The sequence below is a fragment of the Streptomyces sp. SID13031 genome, from assembly GCF_010548305.1.
Classification (GTDB): Bacteria; Actinomycetota; Actinomycetes; order Propionibacteriales; family Kribbellaceae; genus Kribbella.
On sequence record NZ_JAAGLV010000019.1, the window covers coordinates 87,028 to 102,493 of the forward strand.

Here is a 15,466-nt window from a genome sequence, read left to right on the forward strand (position 1 = left end):
ATCGCCCGGTCACCGCACCTCACCGGTGATCGGGCCCTTCCGCAGCAGGCAGCCGAGCGATGGGAGACCTCATGAGCGTGTACGACCTGACCGGACGTAAAGCCCTGGTGACCGGGGGCGCGCAGGGCCTCGGCGCCGGGATGGCCGAAGCCCTGGCCAGAGCCGGGGCGTCGGTCGTGATCGCCGATATCGCGGAGGATCTCGGCAAGGCGACCGCCGACTCCCTGAAGGACGGCGGCGCGACCGCGGCCTTCGTGCCCCTCGACGTGACCGACGACGCGAACTGGGAAGCGGCGATCAGCGCCACGATCACCGAGCTCGGCGGCCTCGACATCCTGGTCAACAACGCCGGCGTCGAGCTGTCCGGTCTGGTCGTCGACCTCGATCCGGCCGATCTCCGCAAGATGCTCGAGATCAACGTCCTCGGCACCGCGCTGGGGGTGAAACACGCGTTCCGGGCGATGCGGCCGGAGGGACCCGCCGGGACTGGTGGCTCGGTGGTCAACATCTCCAGCGTCGCGGCGACGATCCCGTTCCCCGGTATCGCCGGGTACTCTGCGACGAAGTCCGCGGTCGACCGGCTGACCCGGGTGGCCGCGATGGAGGCCGGCAAGCTCGGGTACGGCGTACGGGTGAACTGCGTGTATCCCGGGCTGGTGCCGACCGCAATGGGTATGAAGCTCGCGGCCGACATGGTCACGCTCGGCCTCTGGCCGTCCGCGGAGGCGGCTGTCGGGGATGTCATCGGGCTGACCCCGCTGGGCCGGCTCGGCGAGGTGGCCGACATGGCCGACGCGGTCGTCTTCCTGGCCTCGGACGCGGCCCGGTTCATCACCGGCGCGGGCCTGCCGGTCGACGGCGGAATGGGGATGTGACGATGAGCAAACCAGTCGTCGTGTACGGCGCCTCGGGTTACACCGGGCGACTCGTCTGCGAGTACCTGCGCGAGTTCAACGTCCCGTTCATCGCGGCCGGCCGGGACAAGAAGCGCGTCCAGGAAGTACTCGACAAGGTCCCGGGCATCGACACCGTCGACCACGAGGTCGTCGAGGTGGAGCACGAGGTGAGCGCACTGACGGATCTCTTCCGGGGCGCGAAGGTGGTCAGCAACATGGTCGGCCCGTTCGTCAAGTACGGGCCGGAGGTCGTCGAGGCGAGCCTGGCGGCCGGCTGCCACTACCTGGACACCACTGGTGAACAGGACTGGCTGCTGGACGCGCAGAACGGGTGGGGTGACAAGTTCAACGCCGAGGGACTGCTGCTCGCCCCGGGTGTCGCCCAGATGTACACGACCGGTGAGATCGCCGCGAACATCTGTCTGGAGACCCCAGGCCTCGACACCCTCGACATCCTGGTGCTGTGGAAGGGATTCCCGACCTACGCATCGACCCAGACCATCTTCACCATCCTCAAGGCTGACTGGCACTACCTGGAGCAGAACGAGCTGGTGAAGTGGGACCCGCTCACCACCTTCGAGGTGAACGTCCCTGGCCAGCACGCTTCGGCACTGGCGCTGCCCTGGGGTGGTACGAGCCATCCGGTCTGGTTCAAGAGCGATCCGCGGGTGGCCAACGTGAAGGTCGCGGGCGGCGTCTTCGACCGGGCCGTCATGCAGGGTGTGGTCGAGGCCGTGAAGATGGTCGAGTCGCAGATCAAGACGCTCCCGGTCGAGCAGCAGGACGCTGCCCTGGCCGAGGTCGCCGCGTCGGTCCAGGCGAGCATGCCGCCGCGCGAGAACCCGCGGATCAACACGTCCCTCGACTCGGTCCACGCCTCCGGGCCGCTCGGACGCGCGCACTGCGTCATCCACGGCAACAGCAACTACAAGCAGACCGGCGCACTGCAGGCGTACGCCGCCTACTCGCTGCTGCAGCAACCGCCGCGTCGGGCCGGACTGGCTTCGGCCTGCCAGGCCTTCGGGCACCGCGAGCTGCTCGGCGTACTGCGGAGCTTCGGGCTGGTCCTCGAGCCCGTCGTCACCATCCATCACTGACCGGGTGCGGGGGAGGCCCCACTCTCACCCCCCAAGGGTCCCCCCGCACCTGTACCACCTGGAGTTCGCGTGAGGCTGTACGACTATCTCGACAAGGGCGCATCGCTCGGCGCCGACGCACCCTGCCTGACGATGGACGGTACTTCGCTCAGCTACGGCGAGGTGCAGCAACTGTCGTGGCAGGTCGGCCGTGCCCTGCACCGGTCGGCCGTGCTGCCGGGCGACAAGGTGGCGATCCTGTCGGCGAACAACCCGATCTCGTTCGCCTGCGTCTTCGGGATCGCCCGGGCCGGCGCGATCTGGTGCCCGGTGAATCCGCGCAACGAGGCCGCCGAGAATCGCGACCTGCTCGACGCCTTCGACTGCTCGGCACTGATCTTCCAGCGCGCGTTTCTCCCGCTGGTACAGAAGATTCTCCCCGAGCTGCCCAAGCTGACCACGGTCATCTGTCTGGAGGAGTCGCTCGAGGGTTCATTGCCTGAGGCAATCAGTCTGGCGGAGTGGCTGACCGGCGTACCGGCCGAGCCGTGGTCCTTGGAGCCGCTGGACGACCTCGCCCTGCTGGTCGGCACCGGTGGTACGACCGGGCGGCCGAAGGGGGTGATGCTGACCGAGCGCAACCTGGAGACGATGTCGGCGATCACCTTGATGAGCTACCCGTTCTCCTCGCGTCCTGTCTACCTGGCGCTGGCGCCGCTCACCCACGCGGCAGGCGTACTGTGCTTCCCAGTACTGACGCTCGGCGGCGAGATCGTGATCATGCCGGCGCCCGACCTGGACGAGTTCCTGCGGCTGGTCGAGCGGCATCGGGTCACGCACACGTTCCTGCCGCCGACACTGATCTACATGATGCTGGGGCATCCTTCGCTGTCCACCACGGATCTCGGCTCACTGCAGTGCTTCTGGTACGGCGCGGCGCCCATGTCGGCGGCCCGGCTGGAGGAGGCGCTGACGCGGATCGGGCCGGTGATGGCGCAACTCTTCGGGCAGAGCGAGGCACCGATGATGATCTCCACGATGGCGCCGGCCGACCACTTCCACGCTGACGGGTCGATGGCGGTCGAGCGATTCGCGTCGGCCGGGCGGCCGTCGCCGTTGACGCAGGTGGCGATCATGGCCGACGACGGGCGGCTGCTGGGGACCGGGGAACGCGGCGAGATCGTCGTCCGGGGGTCGCTCGTGATGGCCGGCTACTACCGCAACGCCGAGGCGACGGCCGCAGCTTCGCAGTACGGATGGCACCACACCGGTGACATCGGGTTCCTCGACGACGACAACTACCTCTACATAGTGGATCGGGCGAAAGACATGATCATCACGGGCGGATTCAACGTGTACTCGGCAGAGGTCGAGCAGGCGCTGATGACGTACCCGGCGATCCGCGACTGCGCGGTCGTCGGTCTCCCCGACGAGAAGTGGGGCGAGCGGGTGACCGCCGTACTGCAGCTCCATCCCGGGCTCACGGTGACCGAGTCGGAGGTCCGCAACTACGTGAAGAGCAAGCTCGGCAGCGTCAAGGCGCCGAAGCAGGTGGAGGTCTGGCGCGACCTGCCGCGCTCGAAGGTCGGCAAGGTGCTGAAGAACGAGGTCAAGGCCCGCCTGTTAAATGAGTAGTGCTCTCACGGCGTCGGCGCTAGGGTCTGGGCTGACGCGAGAGGAGGTGAGTGCGATGTCTGGTACGCCCATCGTGCTGCCTTCTCGACGCACCCGCGGCTGAGACAGGTAGCTCCGTTTCACCCTCTGGAGCTGCAATGACCGTGGTATCCCGTCCGCCGCTGACCTCTGACGAGCGGACCCAACTGACCGGCTGGCTGGACCTGCAGAGGTCCTTCGTCCGGATGAAATGCGAAGGCCTGACCGAGGCCGACGCGCATCGCGTGATGCTACCCACCTCGCCCTTGATGACGATGGCGGGATTGGTGGCCCACCTGCGCTGGAACGAGTACTCCTGGTTCCACCTCAACCTGGCCGGCGTCCCCGACACCGGGCAGACACCGTGGACCGAGGACGGTCACGTCGACGCCGAGATGTTCGTCGACGACGTGCCGCTGACCCAACTCCTCGACGAGTACGACGCCGAGTGCGCCCGCTCGAACGAGATTGTCGCCGGCGTCTCCCTGGACGACGTCGAAAAAGCCGTCTTCCGCGACACCGGAGCCGCCTCCACCCGCTACATCCTCTGCCACATGATCGAAGAAACCGCCCGCCACGTCGGCCACCTCGACATCATCCGAGAAATTGATAGACGGAACCACCAGCTACGACAAGTAGCCCGTTGGCCCGGGCAACCTCAGGTTGCCCGGACCAACCCCGATCAGGCTCAGATCCACTTCTCCGGACGGCGCCAACTTGTCTTCCTGAGCGGGTCAAAAACCTCCTCCGGCAACTGCGAATGCCGCAGGTGCGTCTCGTTGATGTTGAAGTGTCCGACGTCAACGAAGCGCTTGTGTGGCTGCATGTTGCCTGCGGGCATTCCGAGGATGACCGGCTGCCCGGGGCGCATCCGCTTGATCGCTGCCACCGCGGGCGCGAAGTCGGAATCCGCGCTGATGAGCAGTGTCCGGTCCGCCAGGCGAGCGGCGGTGTCCTCGACCATCGACACAGCCAGCGCTACATCGGTCTCCTTCTCTTCGAAGGTCCGTGGCCTCCGCGGGCACTCGCACTGCCAGTGCTCACCGCAGATCCTGCACGGCGACAGGCTCCCTCGCTTGAACCAGCCGATGTGAGTGTCGAGGAGGTCTCCCGAGTGCGCCTGCAGCGCGTCCAGGTAGTGAACCTGGTTCGCAGCGGCCGTCGGCTCGCCGCGGACGATGGTGGTGAAGTAGCGAACCAGAACCAGTTCGTCCTCGGGACGGAGCTGGCGTACCAGCTTCACCAGGTCGAGCCACAGGTACTTCCGGCCATACTTGCTCTTCATGCCGTAATACAGGTTGAAACCATCTATGTAAGCGGCGACGGTGCCCACGCCTTGGATCTCCTGTTCGGGACATGGCGTACGCGGCGTGGTATGGTGAAAACCGAATGCCGGTACGCCCGGCTGCAACGGTCCCCTCTGGGGGCCGTTCTTTTTTGCGTACCGGTTTGGGCGGCTTTGCCGCCTCATCTCCCGACAGCTCGACAAAGGGAGAAGCCCCACCGAAGTGGGGCCTCGCGCCTGATCGCTGAGAAGCTCGCGACCGACGATCGCTGCCAACCGTGGTCAGTTGGCTACCGCTGGGTTCAAAAGTCAGAGCCACTCGCCGAAGGCGAGGGGGGCTCGGGTGCAGAGGTAGGTGGACCAGTGGAGGGTGGTGGGGGTGCCGTCGGAGGCTCGGGTGATGCGGAGGAGTTCGCCTGCTTCGCGGCCTGAGGTGGTGCGGTAGAGGTCGGTGGAGATTTTTTCGAAGATGGCTGGGGGTTTCCAGTCGGGGGCGCCTTGGGCTACGGCTTGCAGGGTGCCTTCGCGGACTGAGAAGACGAAGGGGCTGCCCTCGGAGAACCAGGTGCCGAGGACGCCGGTGAGGTCGTCGGGGACGGTGGTGCCGGGGATCCAGACCGACGCCTTCGCCGGCTCGTCGGTGAGGACCTTGAGCAACAGGTCGGTGGCGAAGCCGGCCGGGTCGGGGGCCGAGGTGGCGTTCATCAGCGCGATGCCGGCCGTGCCCGACGGGCGGTGCACGAAGGTTCCGGTGATGTGGCCGGGCATGCCACCCGTGTGGCCGACCGTGACGCGATCACCGAGCCGCAGCAGCATGAAGCCGAGACCGAAACCGAGCACCCAGCGCTCGTCCGCCATCACCTGCGGCTGGCACATCTCCTCGATGGTGTCCGCGGCGAGCACCTCGTCCACCGGGTTCGCGATGAACATCGCCCACTTGGCCAGGTCCCCCGCAGTACTGGCGAGCCCACCGCACGCGTTCATCGCGCCGATGTCGAGCACCGGCTCCTTCACCGGCACATCCGTGTACGGCGGTACGTAGTACCCCTGAGCCGCCGGCCCGCCGTCGAAACCGACCGTCGTCCGGCCCATCTCCAGCGGTCGCAGGATGCGCGCCTGGATCGACTCGTACCAACTGCGCCCGTCAAGACGCTCGATGACCTCGCCGAGCAGCGAGTAGACCAGGTTCGAGTAGTGGAACCGGTGATGCGGTTTGCCGATCCGCTCGGCGTCGTTCCAGCCCGAGAGCAGCTCTTCGCGGTTCGGGAACGCCATCGTGTCCCAGACGTCGCCGACCGGCTCGCGCTGCATACCGCTGACGTGGCTGAGCATCTGCCGCACGGTGACGCCACCGTGCTTGGTCTCGGGCAGCAGAGTGTCGAGCTGGTCGTCGAGGCTGAGCTTGCCCTCGTCGCGCAGCGCCAGGATCGCCACCGCGGTGAACGTCTTGCTGTGCGAGGCGATCAGGTACTGGGTATCGGCGGTCGGCACGCTGCCTGGCTGATCCAGGTCGGTCGTGCCGGCCCCTTCGGACCAGGCCAGCGCACCGTCGCGGGCGACTGCCCCCACGAGTCCGGGGACGCGCCCCTTGGCCTGGCGTTCGGCGACGATCCGGCTGAGCGCGGACTGGGTCTGAGCGGAGATCTCGGTCACCGATCGACAGTAAGGCATGTCGAGGTCTGAGCGGATGTGACAAACGACAGGGGTGTGGACGGGCACTTATGGGAAGGTGGGAACGTGCGCATAGCGGTGCTCGGACCTCTCGCGATGTGGGCGGCCGACGGATCTCCGCTGGACGTCCGCGGAGTCCGCCTGCGCGGACTGCTCGCCAGGCTCGCGCTTAGCGCAGGCCGCCCGGTCGGCATCGATACCTTGGTCGACGGTCTGTGGGGCACCGAGGCACCCAGCGCGAACGCTCTGCAGTCCCTCGTCTCGCGGCTGCGCGCCGGCCTGCCCGCGACCGAGTCGAGCATCTCGGTCCAGTCCGGCCCGGCCGGCTACACGCTGACGATCTCGCCGGAGTCCGTCGACGCGCTCCAGTTCGAGGAGCTGGTACGCCGGGGCCGCGACCTGCTCACGACCGATCCGGCCCAGGCCAAAGCGCTCCTCACGCAGGCCGAGCGGCTCTGGCGCGGTGACGCGCTGGCCGATCTGCGCGACCTCCCGTTCGCCGCGATCGAGGCCGACCGTCTCGAGGAGCTGAAGCTGGGCGCCTCGGAGGATCTCGCCGAGGCCGCGGTGGCCAGCGGCAACGCCCGCGAGGTGACCCCCGAGCTCGAACGCCTCAGCGCCACCCACCCACTGCGCGAACGCGTCCACGAACTCCTGATCAGAGCCCTGTACGCCGACGGCCGCCAAGCCGAGGCATTGGCGGCGTACGAGCGGGTCCGCACCACCCTTGCCGAAGAGCTCGGCGCGGACCCCGGCGCCCGGCTCCGCGAGCTCCATGTGTCCGTACTACGCGGCGACGCGATCGACCCCGTCGCCACAGCCGCCGTAGTACCGGCTGCCCGCGAGCCGGCGCCGCGGAACAACCTGCGAGCCCCGATGACCAGCTTCGTCGGCCGGGCGGACGACGTGGCGGAGCTGGCCCGCCTGCTCAGCAACGGCACGCGACTCGTCACCATGGTCGGCCCGGGTGGCGCCGGCAAGACCCGGCTGGCCACCGAGACCGGCCGGTCGCTGGTCGAGCAGACCGGCGACGGCATCTGGTTCGTCGAGCTGGCCCCGCTCGCCGATGCGGCCGACGTGGCACCCGCGATCCTCGGCGCGCTCGGCGCCAGCGAGTACGTCGACAATCTGCCGCTCGGTCTCGCGCCGAAGCACTTCCCGAGCAGTCGCGCTGCCACCCAGCGACTCGTCGAGGTGGTCGCGGGTCGTCGCGTGCTGCTCGTGCTGGACAACTGTGAGCATCTCGTCCAGGAGGTCGCCGACCTGGTCGACTCCCTGCTTGCCGCCTGCCCCCGGCTGCGCGTGCTGACCACCAGCCGCGAGCCGCTGAGCATCCCCGGCGAGCACCTGCATCCGGTGGGCCCGCTGGGGTTGCCGCCGATCGACAGCGTCGACGACGCGTACCCGTCGGTCCAGCTGTTCGTGGACCGGGCCCGCGCGGTCCGTCCCGACTTCGCCGTCACCGCCACGAACAGGCAGGCGATCGCGGAGATCTGCCGCCGGCTCGACGGGATGCCTCTCGCGATCGAGCTGGCCGCCGCCCGCCTGAGGGCGTTGACCCCGCCGCAGATCGTCGAGAGACTCGCCGACCGGTTCCGCTTGCTGACCAGCGGATCCAGGACCGCGCTCCCCCGGCACCAGACGCTGCGCGCGGTCGTCGAGTGGAGCTGGGACCTGCTCGACGCGGACGAGCAGGCAGTCGCCCGGCGGGTGTCGCTCTTCTCCGGCGGCGCGACCCTCGAAGCTGCCGAGCACGTCTGCAGCGGACCAGACCTGCCACCGGAGGCGGTCCTCGGAGTATTGGCTTCCCTGGTCGACAAATCGCTCGTCGACGCCGCTGCCGACGACCGGTCCGTCCGCTACCGGATGCTGGAGACAGTCAAGGCGTACGGCGCCGAGCAGCTCACGGCATCCGGCGAATTCGGCCAGGTGCGCGAGGCCCACACGGCCTACTTCAGCGAACTGCTGCGCCAGGCCCAGCCCAAACTGCACACCGGCGAGCAACTGCAGTGGATCGCCCGCTTCGACGCGGACAACGAGAACCTGCTCGACGCACTCCGTACCGCGGTCGATGCGGGCGACGCCCAGACAGCGCTCGAGCTCGTCTCGGTACTCGGCGAGTACTGGAACATGCGCGGCCGCCCGGCCGAGGCGGTCACCTGGTTCGAGGCGGCACTCGCCGTACCGGGGCCGACGGATCCGTTGGTGCGGGCAGGCACGCTGATGATGTACTCGCTCGGCACCTTGTCGAACGGTGAGGATCCGTCCGCGTCGTACGGTGGCGCGATCCGTGGTCTGGCCGAGGTGCGGTTGCTGAGCCGCCGGAACGCCGTCGTCGCGGAGTCGGGGGTCGGCCGGTTCACGAACGCCGTCTGGGCGATGGTCCGCCGGGACAAGGCGACCTGCTTCCGCGAGCTCGAGGCGGCCAGCCACCACGAGGACCCGTGGACCCGGAACATGGCCGTGATGATGACCGCGATGTTCCGCGAGAACGAGGGCCAGGTCGACGAAATGGCCGTCGACCTCGCGGCCGCGCTCGACGGTTTCCGTTCCCTCGGCGACCGGTGGGGGACCTCGCTCGCACTGCGCGGGCTGGCCAGCTACCAGAGCGGTCAGGGCGACCATGCCGGCGCGCTCACCTCGATCACCGAGGCACTGGGCCTGATCGAGCAACTCGGCACCTCCGAAGGGGTCTCGCAACTGCTGGCCCAGAGTGCCCTCAGCCGCGCCGAACTCGGTGACCACGACGGCGCCCGTACCGATCTGCATCAGGCGCTACACCTCGCTGAGGAGCAAGGAAGCCGTGGCGGGCAAGGGATGGCGCTGATCGGGCTCGCCCTGCTCGCCCGCCGCGAGGATCGGCTGGACGAGGCCAAGGAGCTGGCCGACCGGGCGTACGCGATGCTCGATCTGATGGCCGAGCGGATCGCGCCGCACGGGCAGGCGGTGGTGCTCAGCCACCTCGGCCGGGTGGCTGTCGCGCGGGGCGAGCTGGCCGAGGCCCGCGACTACAGCAAGCACGCGGTGGACCTCGCGCTCAACACCGACGACATGCCGGTGGCTTCTGGCGTCGTGGAGGCTGCCGCCGAGGTGGAGTTGCTGGCCGGCGACCTCGAGCTCGCCGCCCGCACCCTGGGCATCGCCGCCGCGATGCGCGGGATGCGGACCGTCCCGGATTCCGACGTACGCCGTACCGTCGACCGGCTGCGCACCGAACTCGGCGACGCGCGCTACGCCACCGCGTACGAGGCGGGCGCCGCGCTGGGCCGCGAGGACGCGACGGCGGAACTCCGCAAACGATTCGGCCTGGCCGATCCGCAGGGTCTGGCCGGCCTCCTGATCCAGGGCCGTGACGGCTCGAGCCGGCCGACGGGCTCGATCCGCATCGGAGCCGGCCCGACGGGATCTTTGCGGACGCCGGGCTCAGCTGAGCATGAGTGAGACGGCCAGGTCGCGGAGCGCGGTCTGGACCTGCTGCTCCGGCGGCCTGGGGTCGGTCAGCATCCAGTCGTAGACGACCGTGTTGACCGCGCCGATGAAACACAGGCCGAGGAACCGGAAGTCCTTGCGGGTCAGCTCGTTGCGGGTGATCGCGACCTCGCCGACGCCGACGACGCTCGAGATCAGCAACTCGCGGAAGGCGATCCGCTGCTCCTCCACCGCGGGGCTGGCGCCGACCACCTCGACGAACGAGATCCGGGCCCGCCGCAGGTCGGCCATGATGGTGCGCAGATAGCCGTCGACGGCCGCCACGATCCGCTCCCGGACGGGCGAGTCGGCGGTCGCCGCGAGCGCCTCACCGGTACTCCGGACAGCCAACTCGATCACCTGGGCGTGCACGGCCAGCAGCACGGCTTCCTTGTTCTGGAACTCGTGGTAGAAGTGCCGGGTCGACACTTTCGCCTGTGCACACAGCCGTTCCACCGAGGTCGCGGGGTAGCCGTCGGTCCCGAACAGCTCCAGCGCGGCGTCCAGCAGACGGTCCCGGCGCGCCGCCTTCCACTCCTCGACGGAGCGGCCGGAGTAACGGCGTGCGGAGGGTTCGCTCATTGCACCTCTTGTCGATACCCCGTGCGTGAACTCTTGCCATCTTAGCCAGATCGGTCCTACATTACTGACCAGTTCCTAAGTGAAAAGACTGCTTTTCACTTACTTCCTGGAGGCGCCGATGAGGCCGGCCGACAAACTGCGTGCTGTCCAGGTCCTGCGCGGTGCGGGGCTGCTCGATCTGAGCCATCCGGTTCTCACCGCGACCAGTTCGCTGGCGATGCGGCGGCTCGGGCCGATCGCCGGCGCCGCCCACATCGCCGCCCGGCGCGATCCCACAGATCTCGCCCTGATCGACGAACTGGGCGAGCTCACGTACGGCGAGCTGGACCAGCGCGCCAACGCCCTGGCCCGCGGCTGGGCAGCGGCGGGAGTCGAGCCGGGCCAGGTGATCGGTGTGCTCTGCCGCGACCACCGCGGCTTCGTCGACTCGATGATTGCCTGCGGCAAGCTCGGGGTCCGGCTCGTCTTGCTGAACACGGGATTCAGCCGAGTCCAGCTGGCCGATGTCGCCCACCGGGAAGGGGTTTCGGCCCTCGTCCACGACGAGGAGTTCGACGACCTCTTGTCCGCAGTACCGGCGGCTGTCCGGCGGTTTGTTGCCTGGGGTACCTCAAGCGACCTCGAAGCGATGATCGCCGCGAACGACGGCGGACCACTGAAGTTGCCCAAGCAGCAGGCCGGCATGGTGTTGCTGACCGGCGGCACGACCGGTACGCCGAAAGGCGCGCCCCGGCAGGTGCGATCGCCGTTGATGGCGGCGCAGTTCCTCGACCGGGTGCCGTTGCGTCGTGGCGACACCGTCTTCATCGCGGCCCCGACGTTCCACGGCACCGGGCTCACCCAGTTCATCATGACGCTCGCGCTCGGCTCGACGATCGTGGTCCGCCGCCGCTTCGACGCGCGAGCCACGCTCGAAGGAGTCCAGAAACATCGGGCCACCGCGCTGATCGTCGTACCGACCATGCTGCAACGGATCCTGGCCGCCGAGCCGGAGCGCTACGACACCAGTTCCCTGCGGGTGATCATGAGCGCAGGCGCCTTGCTGCCAATGGATCTGGGCAACCGCACGATGGCCACCTTCGGCCCGGTACTGCACAATCTCTACGGCTCGACCGAGTGCGCCGTCGCCACCGTCGCGATGCCCGACGACTGGCTGGCAGCACCCGGCACCGCGGGCCGCACCCCGGTCGGCTGCCAGGTCCGCCTGTACGACGACGCCGACCAACTCGTCGAGCAGCCCGGCACCACTGGGCGCATCTTCGTCGGCAACGGACTCAGCTTCGCCGGCTACTCCGGCGGCGGCCAAAAGGACACGATCGACGGCCTGCTGAGCACCGGCGACCTCGGGCATCTCGACGCCGGCGGCCGGTTGTTCGTGGACGGCCGCGACGACGACATGATCGTGTCCGGTGGCGAGAACGTCTTCCCGATCGAGGTCGAGAACCTGGTCGAGGCGATGCCCGGTGTCGCGGAGGTCGCGTCGCTCGGTGTCCCCGACGAGGAGTTCGGCCAGCGCCTGCGCCTGTACGTCGTACTGGCCGACGGCGCGACCCTCGACAGCGACACGATCCGCAATCACGTCCGGGAGAACCTGGCGCGTTACAAAGTCCCCCGCGACGTCGTTTTCCTCGATGAGCTCCCCCGCACTGCCACCGGCAAGGTCTACCGCCCCCACCTCGAAGGTAAGGACACCGCATGAAACGCAAGAGGAAAGTACTCGTCGCCCTCGCGGTCTCACTGGGTCTGCTCGCGACCATGTCACCACCGGCGTCAGCTGTCGCGACCGCTATCACCGAGCCCGACCAGGACGCGTTCTACCAAGCCGCCCCTGGGTACGAGTCCAAGCCGCCCGGCACGGTGCTGAAGAAGCGGCCGGTCACCGTCACCGGGCTCGGAATTCCCTTGCCAGTCAAGGCTTTCCAGCTGCAGTCACGAAGTGCGGACTCGAAGAACCGGCCGGTGACGGTCATCTCCACAGTGATCGTGCCACTCACCCCGTACCTGGGCCAGCGGCCGTTGTTGTCGTACCAGCCGGCCACCGACTCGCTCGGCGACCAGTGCAACCCGTCGTACACGTTGCGGACCGGGCTGGAGAAGGAGCTGCCGCTGCTGGCCCTCGGGGTCGCCAAGGGTTGGGCCGTCGTGGTGACGGACTACCAGGGTCCCCGGGATGCCTATGGCGCCGGGCGGATGGAGGGGCACGCAGTACTGGACGGCATCCGGGCGACGCTGGCTTCACCCGAGGCCGGGTTGACCCCGACGACGAAGGTTGGCATCTGGGGCTACTCTGGCGGCGCCCTGGCGACCGGCTGGGCGGCGGAGCTGCAACCGACGTACGCGCCTGAGCTGAACCTGGTGGGCGTCGCCTCCGGTGGTACTCCGGCCGACCTGGCGGCGGCCGGACGCCAGATGGACGGCGGCCCGTTCGCCGGGCTGTTCCTCGCGGCGGCGAACGGCGTGAGCCGGGAGTACCCCGAACTGCTGAGCATCTTCAATGCCAAGGGCCAGCAGTTGATCGCGGCGATGGACGATCTGTGCGTCGTCGAGGAGGCGCTGTACGCGTTCCACAGCGTCAAGCAGTACAGCGATTCCACTGATCCCTTGGCCGAGCCGATCGCGCAGCAGGTGCTGACGACCAACAAGATGGGCGCCAACGCACCCAAGGCTCCGGTCTACCTGTACCACTCGAAGTTCGACGAGCTCATCCCCTGGGCCGTCGGCAAGAGCCTCAACGACGCCTGGTGCGCCAAGGGCACGAAGGTCGCGATGTACACCGACCACGCCAGCGAGCACAACGTCCTGGCGGTCACCGGAGCTCCGGCAGCGGTTGCCTACCTGAGTGCACGATTCTTCGGCCTCAAGGCTCCGAGCACCTGCTGAACGATGCAGCCGGTGGAGGCCCTGGGGGCTCCACCGGCTGTCCGTTGTCTACTCAGCGTTGTTTGCTCAGGTGCGCTGGCGGTAGGCGCGGATGGCCATCGGTGCGAAGACCGCGACCAGGCCGACCATCCAGGCCAGCGTGATCAGCAGCGGCTTCTGGACCTCGCCGCCGAGCATCAGGCCGCGCATCGTGTCGACCAGGTAGGTCAACGGGTTCACCTTCGTCCAGGCCTGCAGGAAACCGGGCAGGGTGTCCGCCTTGACGAAGATGTTGCTGCCGAAGGTCAGCGGGAACATCACCAGGAAGGCGATCCCCTGGACACCTTGCGCGGTCTTCAGCTTCAGTCCGAGCCAGACCCAGACCCAGCACAGGGAGAGCGCGAAGAGCAGCACCACCAGGCAGGCGAGCAGCCCGTTGCCGACGCCGTTCTCGAACCGGAAGCCGAGGATGAACCCGGCCGTCATCAAGATCACGATCGAGGTCAGATAGCGCACCGCATCACCGAGCACCGCCCCGATCAGCGGCGCCACCCGGGCGATCGGCAGGCTGCGGAACCGGTCGAAGACGCCCTTGGCGAAGTCTTCGTTCAGGCTGACGCCGGTCCCCAGCGTCGAGAACACCACCGACTGCACGAGCACGCCCGGCAGCAGGTAGGGCAGATAGTCGTGCCAGGTGCCACCCCCCGCGATCGCGCCGCCGAAGACGAACAGGAACAGCAGCAGGAAGATGATCGGCTGGATCGTCACGTCCGCCAGCGCTTCGGGGTTCTGCCGGATCCGGACGATGTTGCGCCAGGCGAGCGTCAGGCTCTGCTCCGCCCAGGCGAACGGACGGTTGCGGCGGGCCGCGTGGGCCGCCGCCGGTTCGAGTGTGGCGGTGCTCATCGGCCCGCTCCTTCCAGTACGACGGAGTCCTGTCCGGCGGTGTCCTGTACAGCGGCTGTGTGGCCGGTCAGCGCGAGGAAGACCTCGTCCAGACTCGGCAGCCGCAGAGCCAGTTCGGTGACCGCGATCCCGGCCTCGTCGAGGCGACGGACCACCACGGGCATCGACGAACCGTCCGTGACCGGCACGCTCACGAGTGCGTTGACCACGTCGACCGTCGGCCGGGTGCCGACCGCTTCGGAGACGATTGCGGCGACGCGCTCGAGGTGCCCCGGCTCGGCGGGCCGGACGTCGAGCGACTGCTTGCCCGCCTGCGCCTTGAGCTCGGCCGGCCGGCCTTCGGCCACGACCTTGCCCTTGTCGAAGACCAGCAGCGAGTCGGCCAGCGCATCGGCCTCTTCGAGGTACTGCGTGGTCAGCAGCACCGTCGTCCCGTCGAGCACCAGGTTGCGGATGGTGTCCCACACCCCGTTGCGGGCGTGCGGGTCGAGGCCGGTGGTCGGCTCGTCCAGGTAGAGGATGCTCGGATTGCCGACCAGGCTCGAGGCCAGGTCGAGCCGCCGGCGCATACCGCCGGAGTACGTCTTGGCGATCCGATCCCCCGCGTCGGACAGCTCGAAGCGCTCCAGCAGTTCGACGGCCCGCGCCTTGGCCTGGGCCCCCGGCATCCCCAGCAGCCGGCCGATCATGACCAGGTTGCGGCGGCCGGACATGTCCTCGTCGACCGAGGCGTACTGTCCGGTCAGCCCGATGATCTCGCGGACTCGCGGCGCCTCCTTGACGACGTCGAAGCCGCCGACGGTGGCATGCCCGGCGTCCGGGCGCAGCAGCGTGCCGAGGATCCGGACCGCGGTGGTCTTGCCGGCGCCGTTCGGCCCGAGGACCCCGAGCACGGTGCCGGTCGGCACGCTCAGGTCCACGCCGTCCAGCGCGATGGTGCTGCCGTATTTCTTGACCAGACCCTCGGCCGAGATGGCGACGTGGTTCGTGGTGGACATTGGTTCCTCCCAGATGACTGTTACTGGGATAACCGTGCCCCCGAGCGCTGACACCAGCCTGGCACTGGACTG

11 protein-coding genes and 1 pseudogene are annotated in these 15,466 nt (G+C 68.4%); 7 read left to right on the forward strand and 5 right to left on the reverse strand.

The window, feature by feature from the left end; translation table 11 throughout:
• The first annotated feature begins 71 nt into the window (after positions 1-71).
• From G3I17_RS31405 to G3I17_RS31420, 4 genes and pseudogenes are all read left to right on the forward strand, one after another.
• Positions 72-875 carry a glucose 1-dehydrogenase gene (locus G3I17_RS31405; protein ID WP_164601358.1) on the forward strand — a complete coding sequence of 268 codons (804 nt, stop codon included), beginning with the start codon at positions 72-74 and terminating at the stop codon, positions 873-875.
• Positions 876-877: 2 nt separating this feature from the next.
• Entirely contained in the window at positions 878-1,993 is a 1,116-nt protein-coding gene (locus G3I17_RS31410; protein ID WP_203591024.1) for a DUF5938 domain-containing protein, read from the forward strand.
• 69 nt (positions 1,994-2,062) lie between these two features.
• A complete protein-coding gene (locus G3I17_RS31415) occupies positions 2,063-3,607 on the forward strand; it encodes a long-chain fatty acid--CoA ligase (protein ID WP_164601363.1) in 1,545 nt (514 codons plus the stop codon).
• A gap of 224 nt (positions 3,608-3,831) precedes the next feature.
• Positions 3,832-4,173: pseudogene (locus tag G3I17_RS31420) on the forward strand (DUF664 domain-containing protein); the annotation flags it as partial.
• Between the two features lie 140 nt (positions 4,174-4,313).
• Here G3I17_RS31420 and G3I17_RS31425 read toward each other — a convergent pair.
• Together G3I17_RS31425 and G3I17_RS31430 are read right to left on the reverse strand one after the other, a co-directional pair.
• On the reverse strand, positions 4,314-5,036 hold the full coding sequence (locus G3I17_RS31425; RefSeq protein ID WP_164601365.1) for an NYN domain-containing protein: 723 nt from the start codon (positions 5,034-5,036) through the stop codon (positions 4,314-4,316).
• A 183-nt stretch (positions 5,037-5,219) separates the two neighbouring features.
• Positions 5,220-6,563, reverse strand: coding sequence for a serine hydrolase domain-containing protein (locus tag G3I17_RS31430; protein ID WP_164601367.1), 1,344 nt, complete (start codon positions 6,561-6,563; stop codon positions 5,220-5,222).
• 84 nt (positions 6,564-6,647) lie between these two features.
• Between G3I17_RS31430 and G3I17_RS31435 the strand changes: the two genes are divergently transcribed.
• Positions 6,648-10,022 (forward strand): BTAD domain-containing putative transcriptional regulator, encoded by a 3,375-nt coding sequence (locus tag G3I17_RS31435; protein WP_164601370.1) that lies wholly within the window; start codon positions 6,648-6,650, stop codon positions 10,020-10,022.
• Here the strand turns inward: G3I17_RS31435 and G3I17_RS31440 are convergent.
• A complete protein-coding gene (locus G3I17_RS31440; RefSeq protein WP_164601372.1) occupies positions 10,005-10,631 on the reverse strand; it encodes a TetR/AcrR family transcriptional regulator in 627 nt (208 codons plus the stop codon). The two genes, G3I17_RS31435 and G3I17_RS31440, sit on opposite strands and share 18 nt — an antisense overlap.
• Positions 10,632-10,749: 118 nt before the next feature.
• Here G3I17_RS31440 and G3I17_RS31445 point away from each other — a divergent pair, with 118 nt between their 5' ends.
• A complete protein-coding gene (locus G3I17_RS31445) occupies positions 10,750-12,330 on the forward strand; it encodes an AMP-binding protein (protein ID WP_164601374.1) in 1,581 nt (526 codons plus the stop codon).
• Positions 12,327-13,511, forward strand: a complete 1,185-nt coding sequence (locus G3I17_RS31450) for a lipase family protein (protein ID WP_164601376.1) — start codon at positions 12,327-12,329, stop codon at positions 13,509-13,511. Before G3I17_RS31445 ends, G3I17_RS31450 begins: the two co-directional genes overlap by 4 nt.
• Positions 13,512-13,577: 66 nt before the next feature.
• Here the strand turns inward: G3I17_RS31450 and G3I17_RS31455 are convergent, their stop codons facing one another.
• Both G3I17_RS31455 and G3I17_RS31460 read right to left on the reverse strand, forming a co-directional pair.
• Positions 13,578-14,396 carry an ABC transporter permease gene (locus G3I17_RS31455; protein ID WP_164601378.1) on the reverse strand — a complete coding sequence of 273 codons (819 nt, stop codon included), beginning with the start codon at positions 14,394-14,396 and terminating at the stop codon, positions 13,578-13,580.
• Complete coding sequence (locus tag G3I17_RS31460) at positions 14,393-15,394, reverse strand: ATP-binding cassette domain-containing protein (RefSeq protein WP_164601380.1); 1,002 nt, start codon at positions 15,392-15,394, stop codon at positions 14,393-14,395. The genes G3I17_RS31455 and G3I17_RS31460 overlap by 4 nt, the downstream gene beginning before the upstream one ends.
• Positions 15,395-15,466 lie beyond the last annotated feature (72 nt).

What these genes read in the sequence shown, in the direction of transcription:
- G3I17_RS31405 (WP_164601358.1), top strand. Translation starts at nt 72, where the DNA reads ATGAGCGTGTACGACCTGACCGGACGTAAAGCCCTGGTGACCGGGGGC.
- G3I17_RS31445 (WP_164601374.1), top strand. Translation starts at nt 10,750, where the DNA reads ATGAGGCCGGCCGACAAACTGCGTGCTGTCCAGGTCCTGCGCGGTGCG.
- G3I17_RS31450 (WP_164601376.1), top strand. Translation starts at nt 12,327, where the DNA reads ATGAAACGCAAGAGGAAAGTACTCGTCGCCCTCGCGGTCTCACTGGGT.
- G3I17_RS31440 (WP_164601372.1), bottom strand. Translation starts at nt 10,631, where the DNA reads ATGAGCGAACCCTCCGCACGCCGTTACTCCGGCCGCTCCGTCGAGGAG.
- G3I17_RS31410 (WP_203591024.1), top strand. Translation starts at nt 878, where the DNA reads ATGAGCAAACCAGTCGTCGTGTACGGCGCCTCGGGTTACACCGGGCGA.
- G3I17_RS31455 (WP_164601378.1), bottom strand. Translation starts at nt 14,396, where the DNA reads ATGAGCACCGCCACACTCGAACCGGCGGCGGCCCACGCGGCCCGCCGC.
- G3I17_RS31460 (WP_164601380.1), bottom strand. Translation starts at nt 15,394, where the DNA reads ATGTCCACCACGAACCACGTCGCCATCTCGGCCGAGGGTCTGGTCAAG.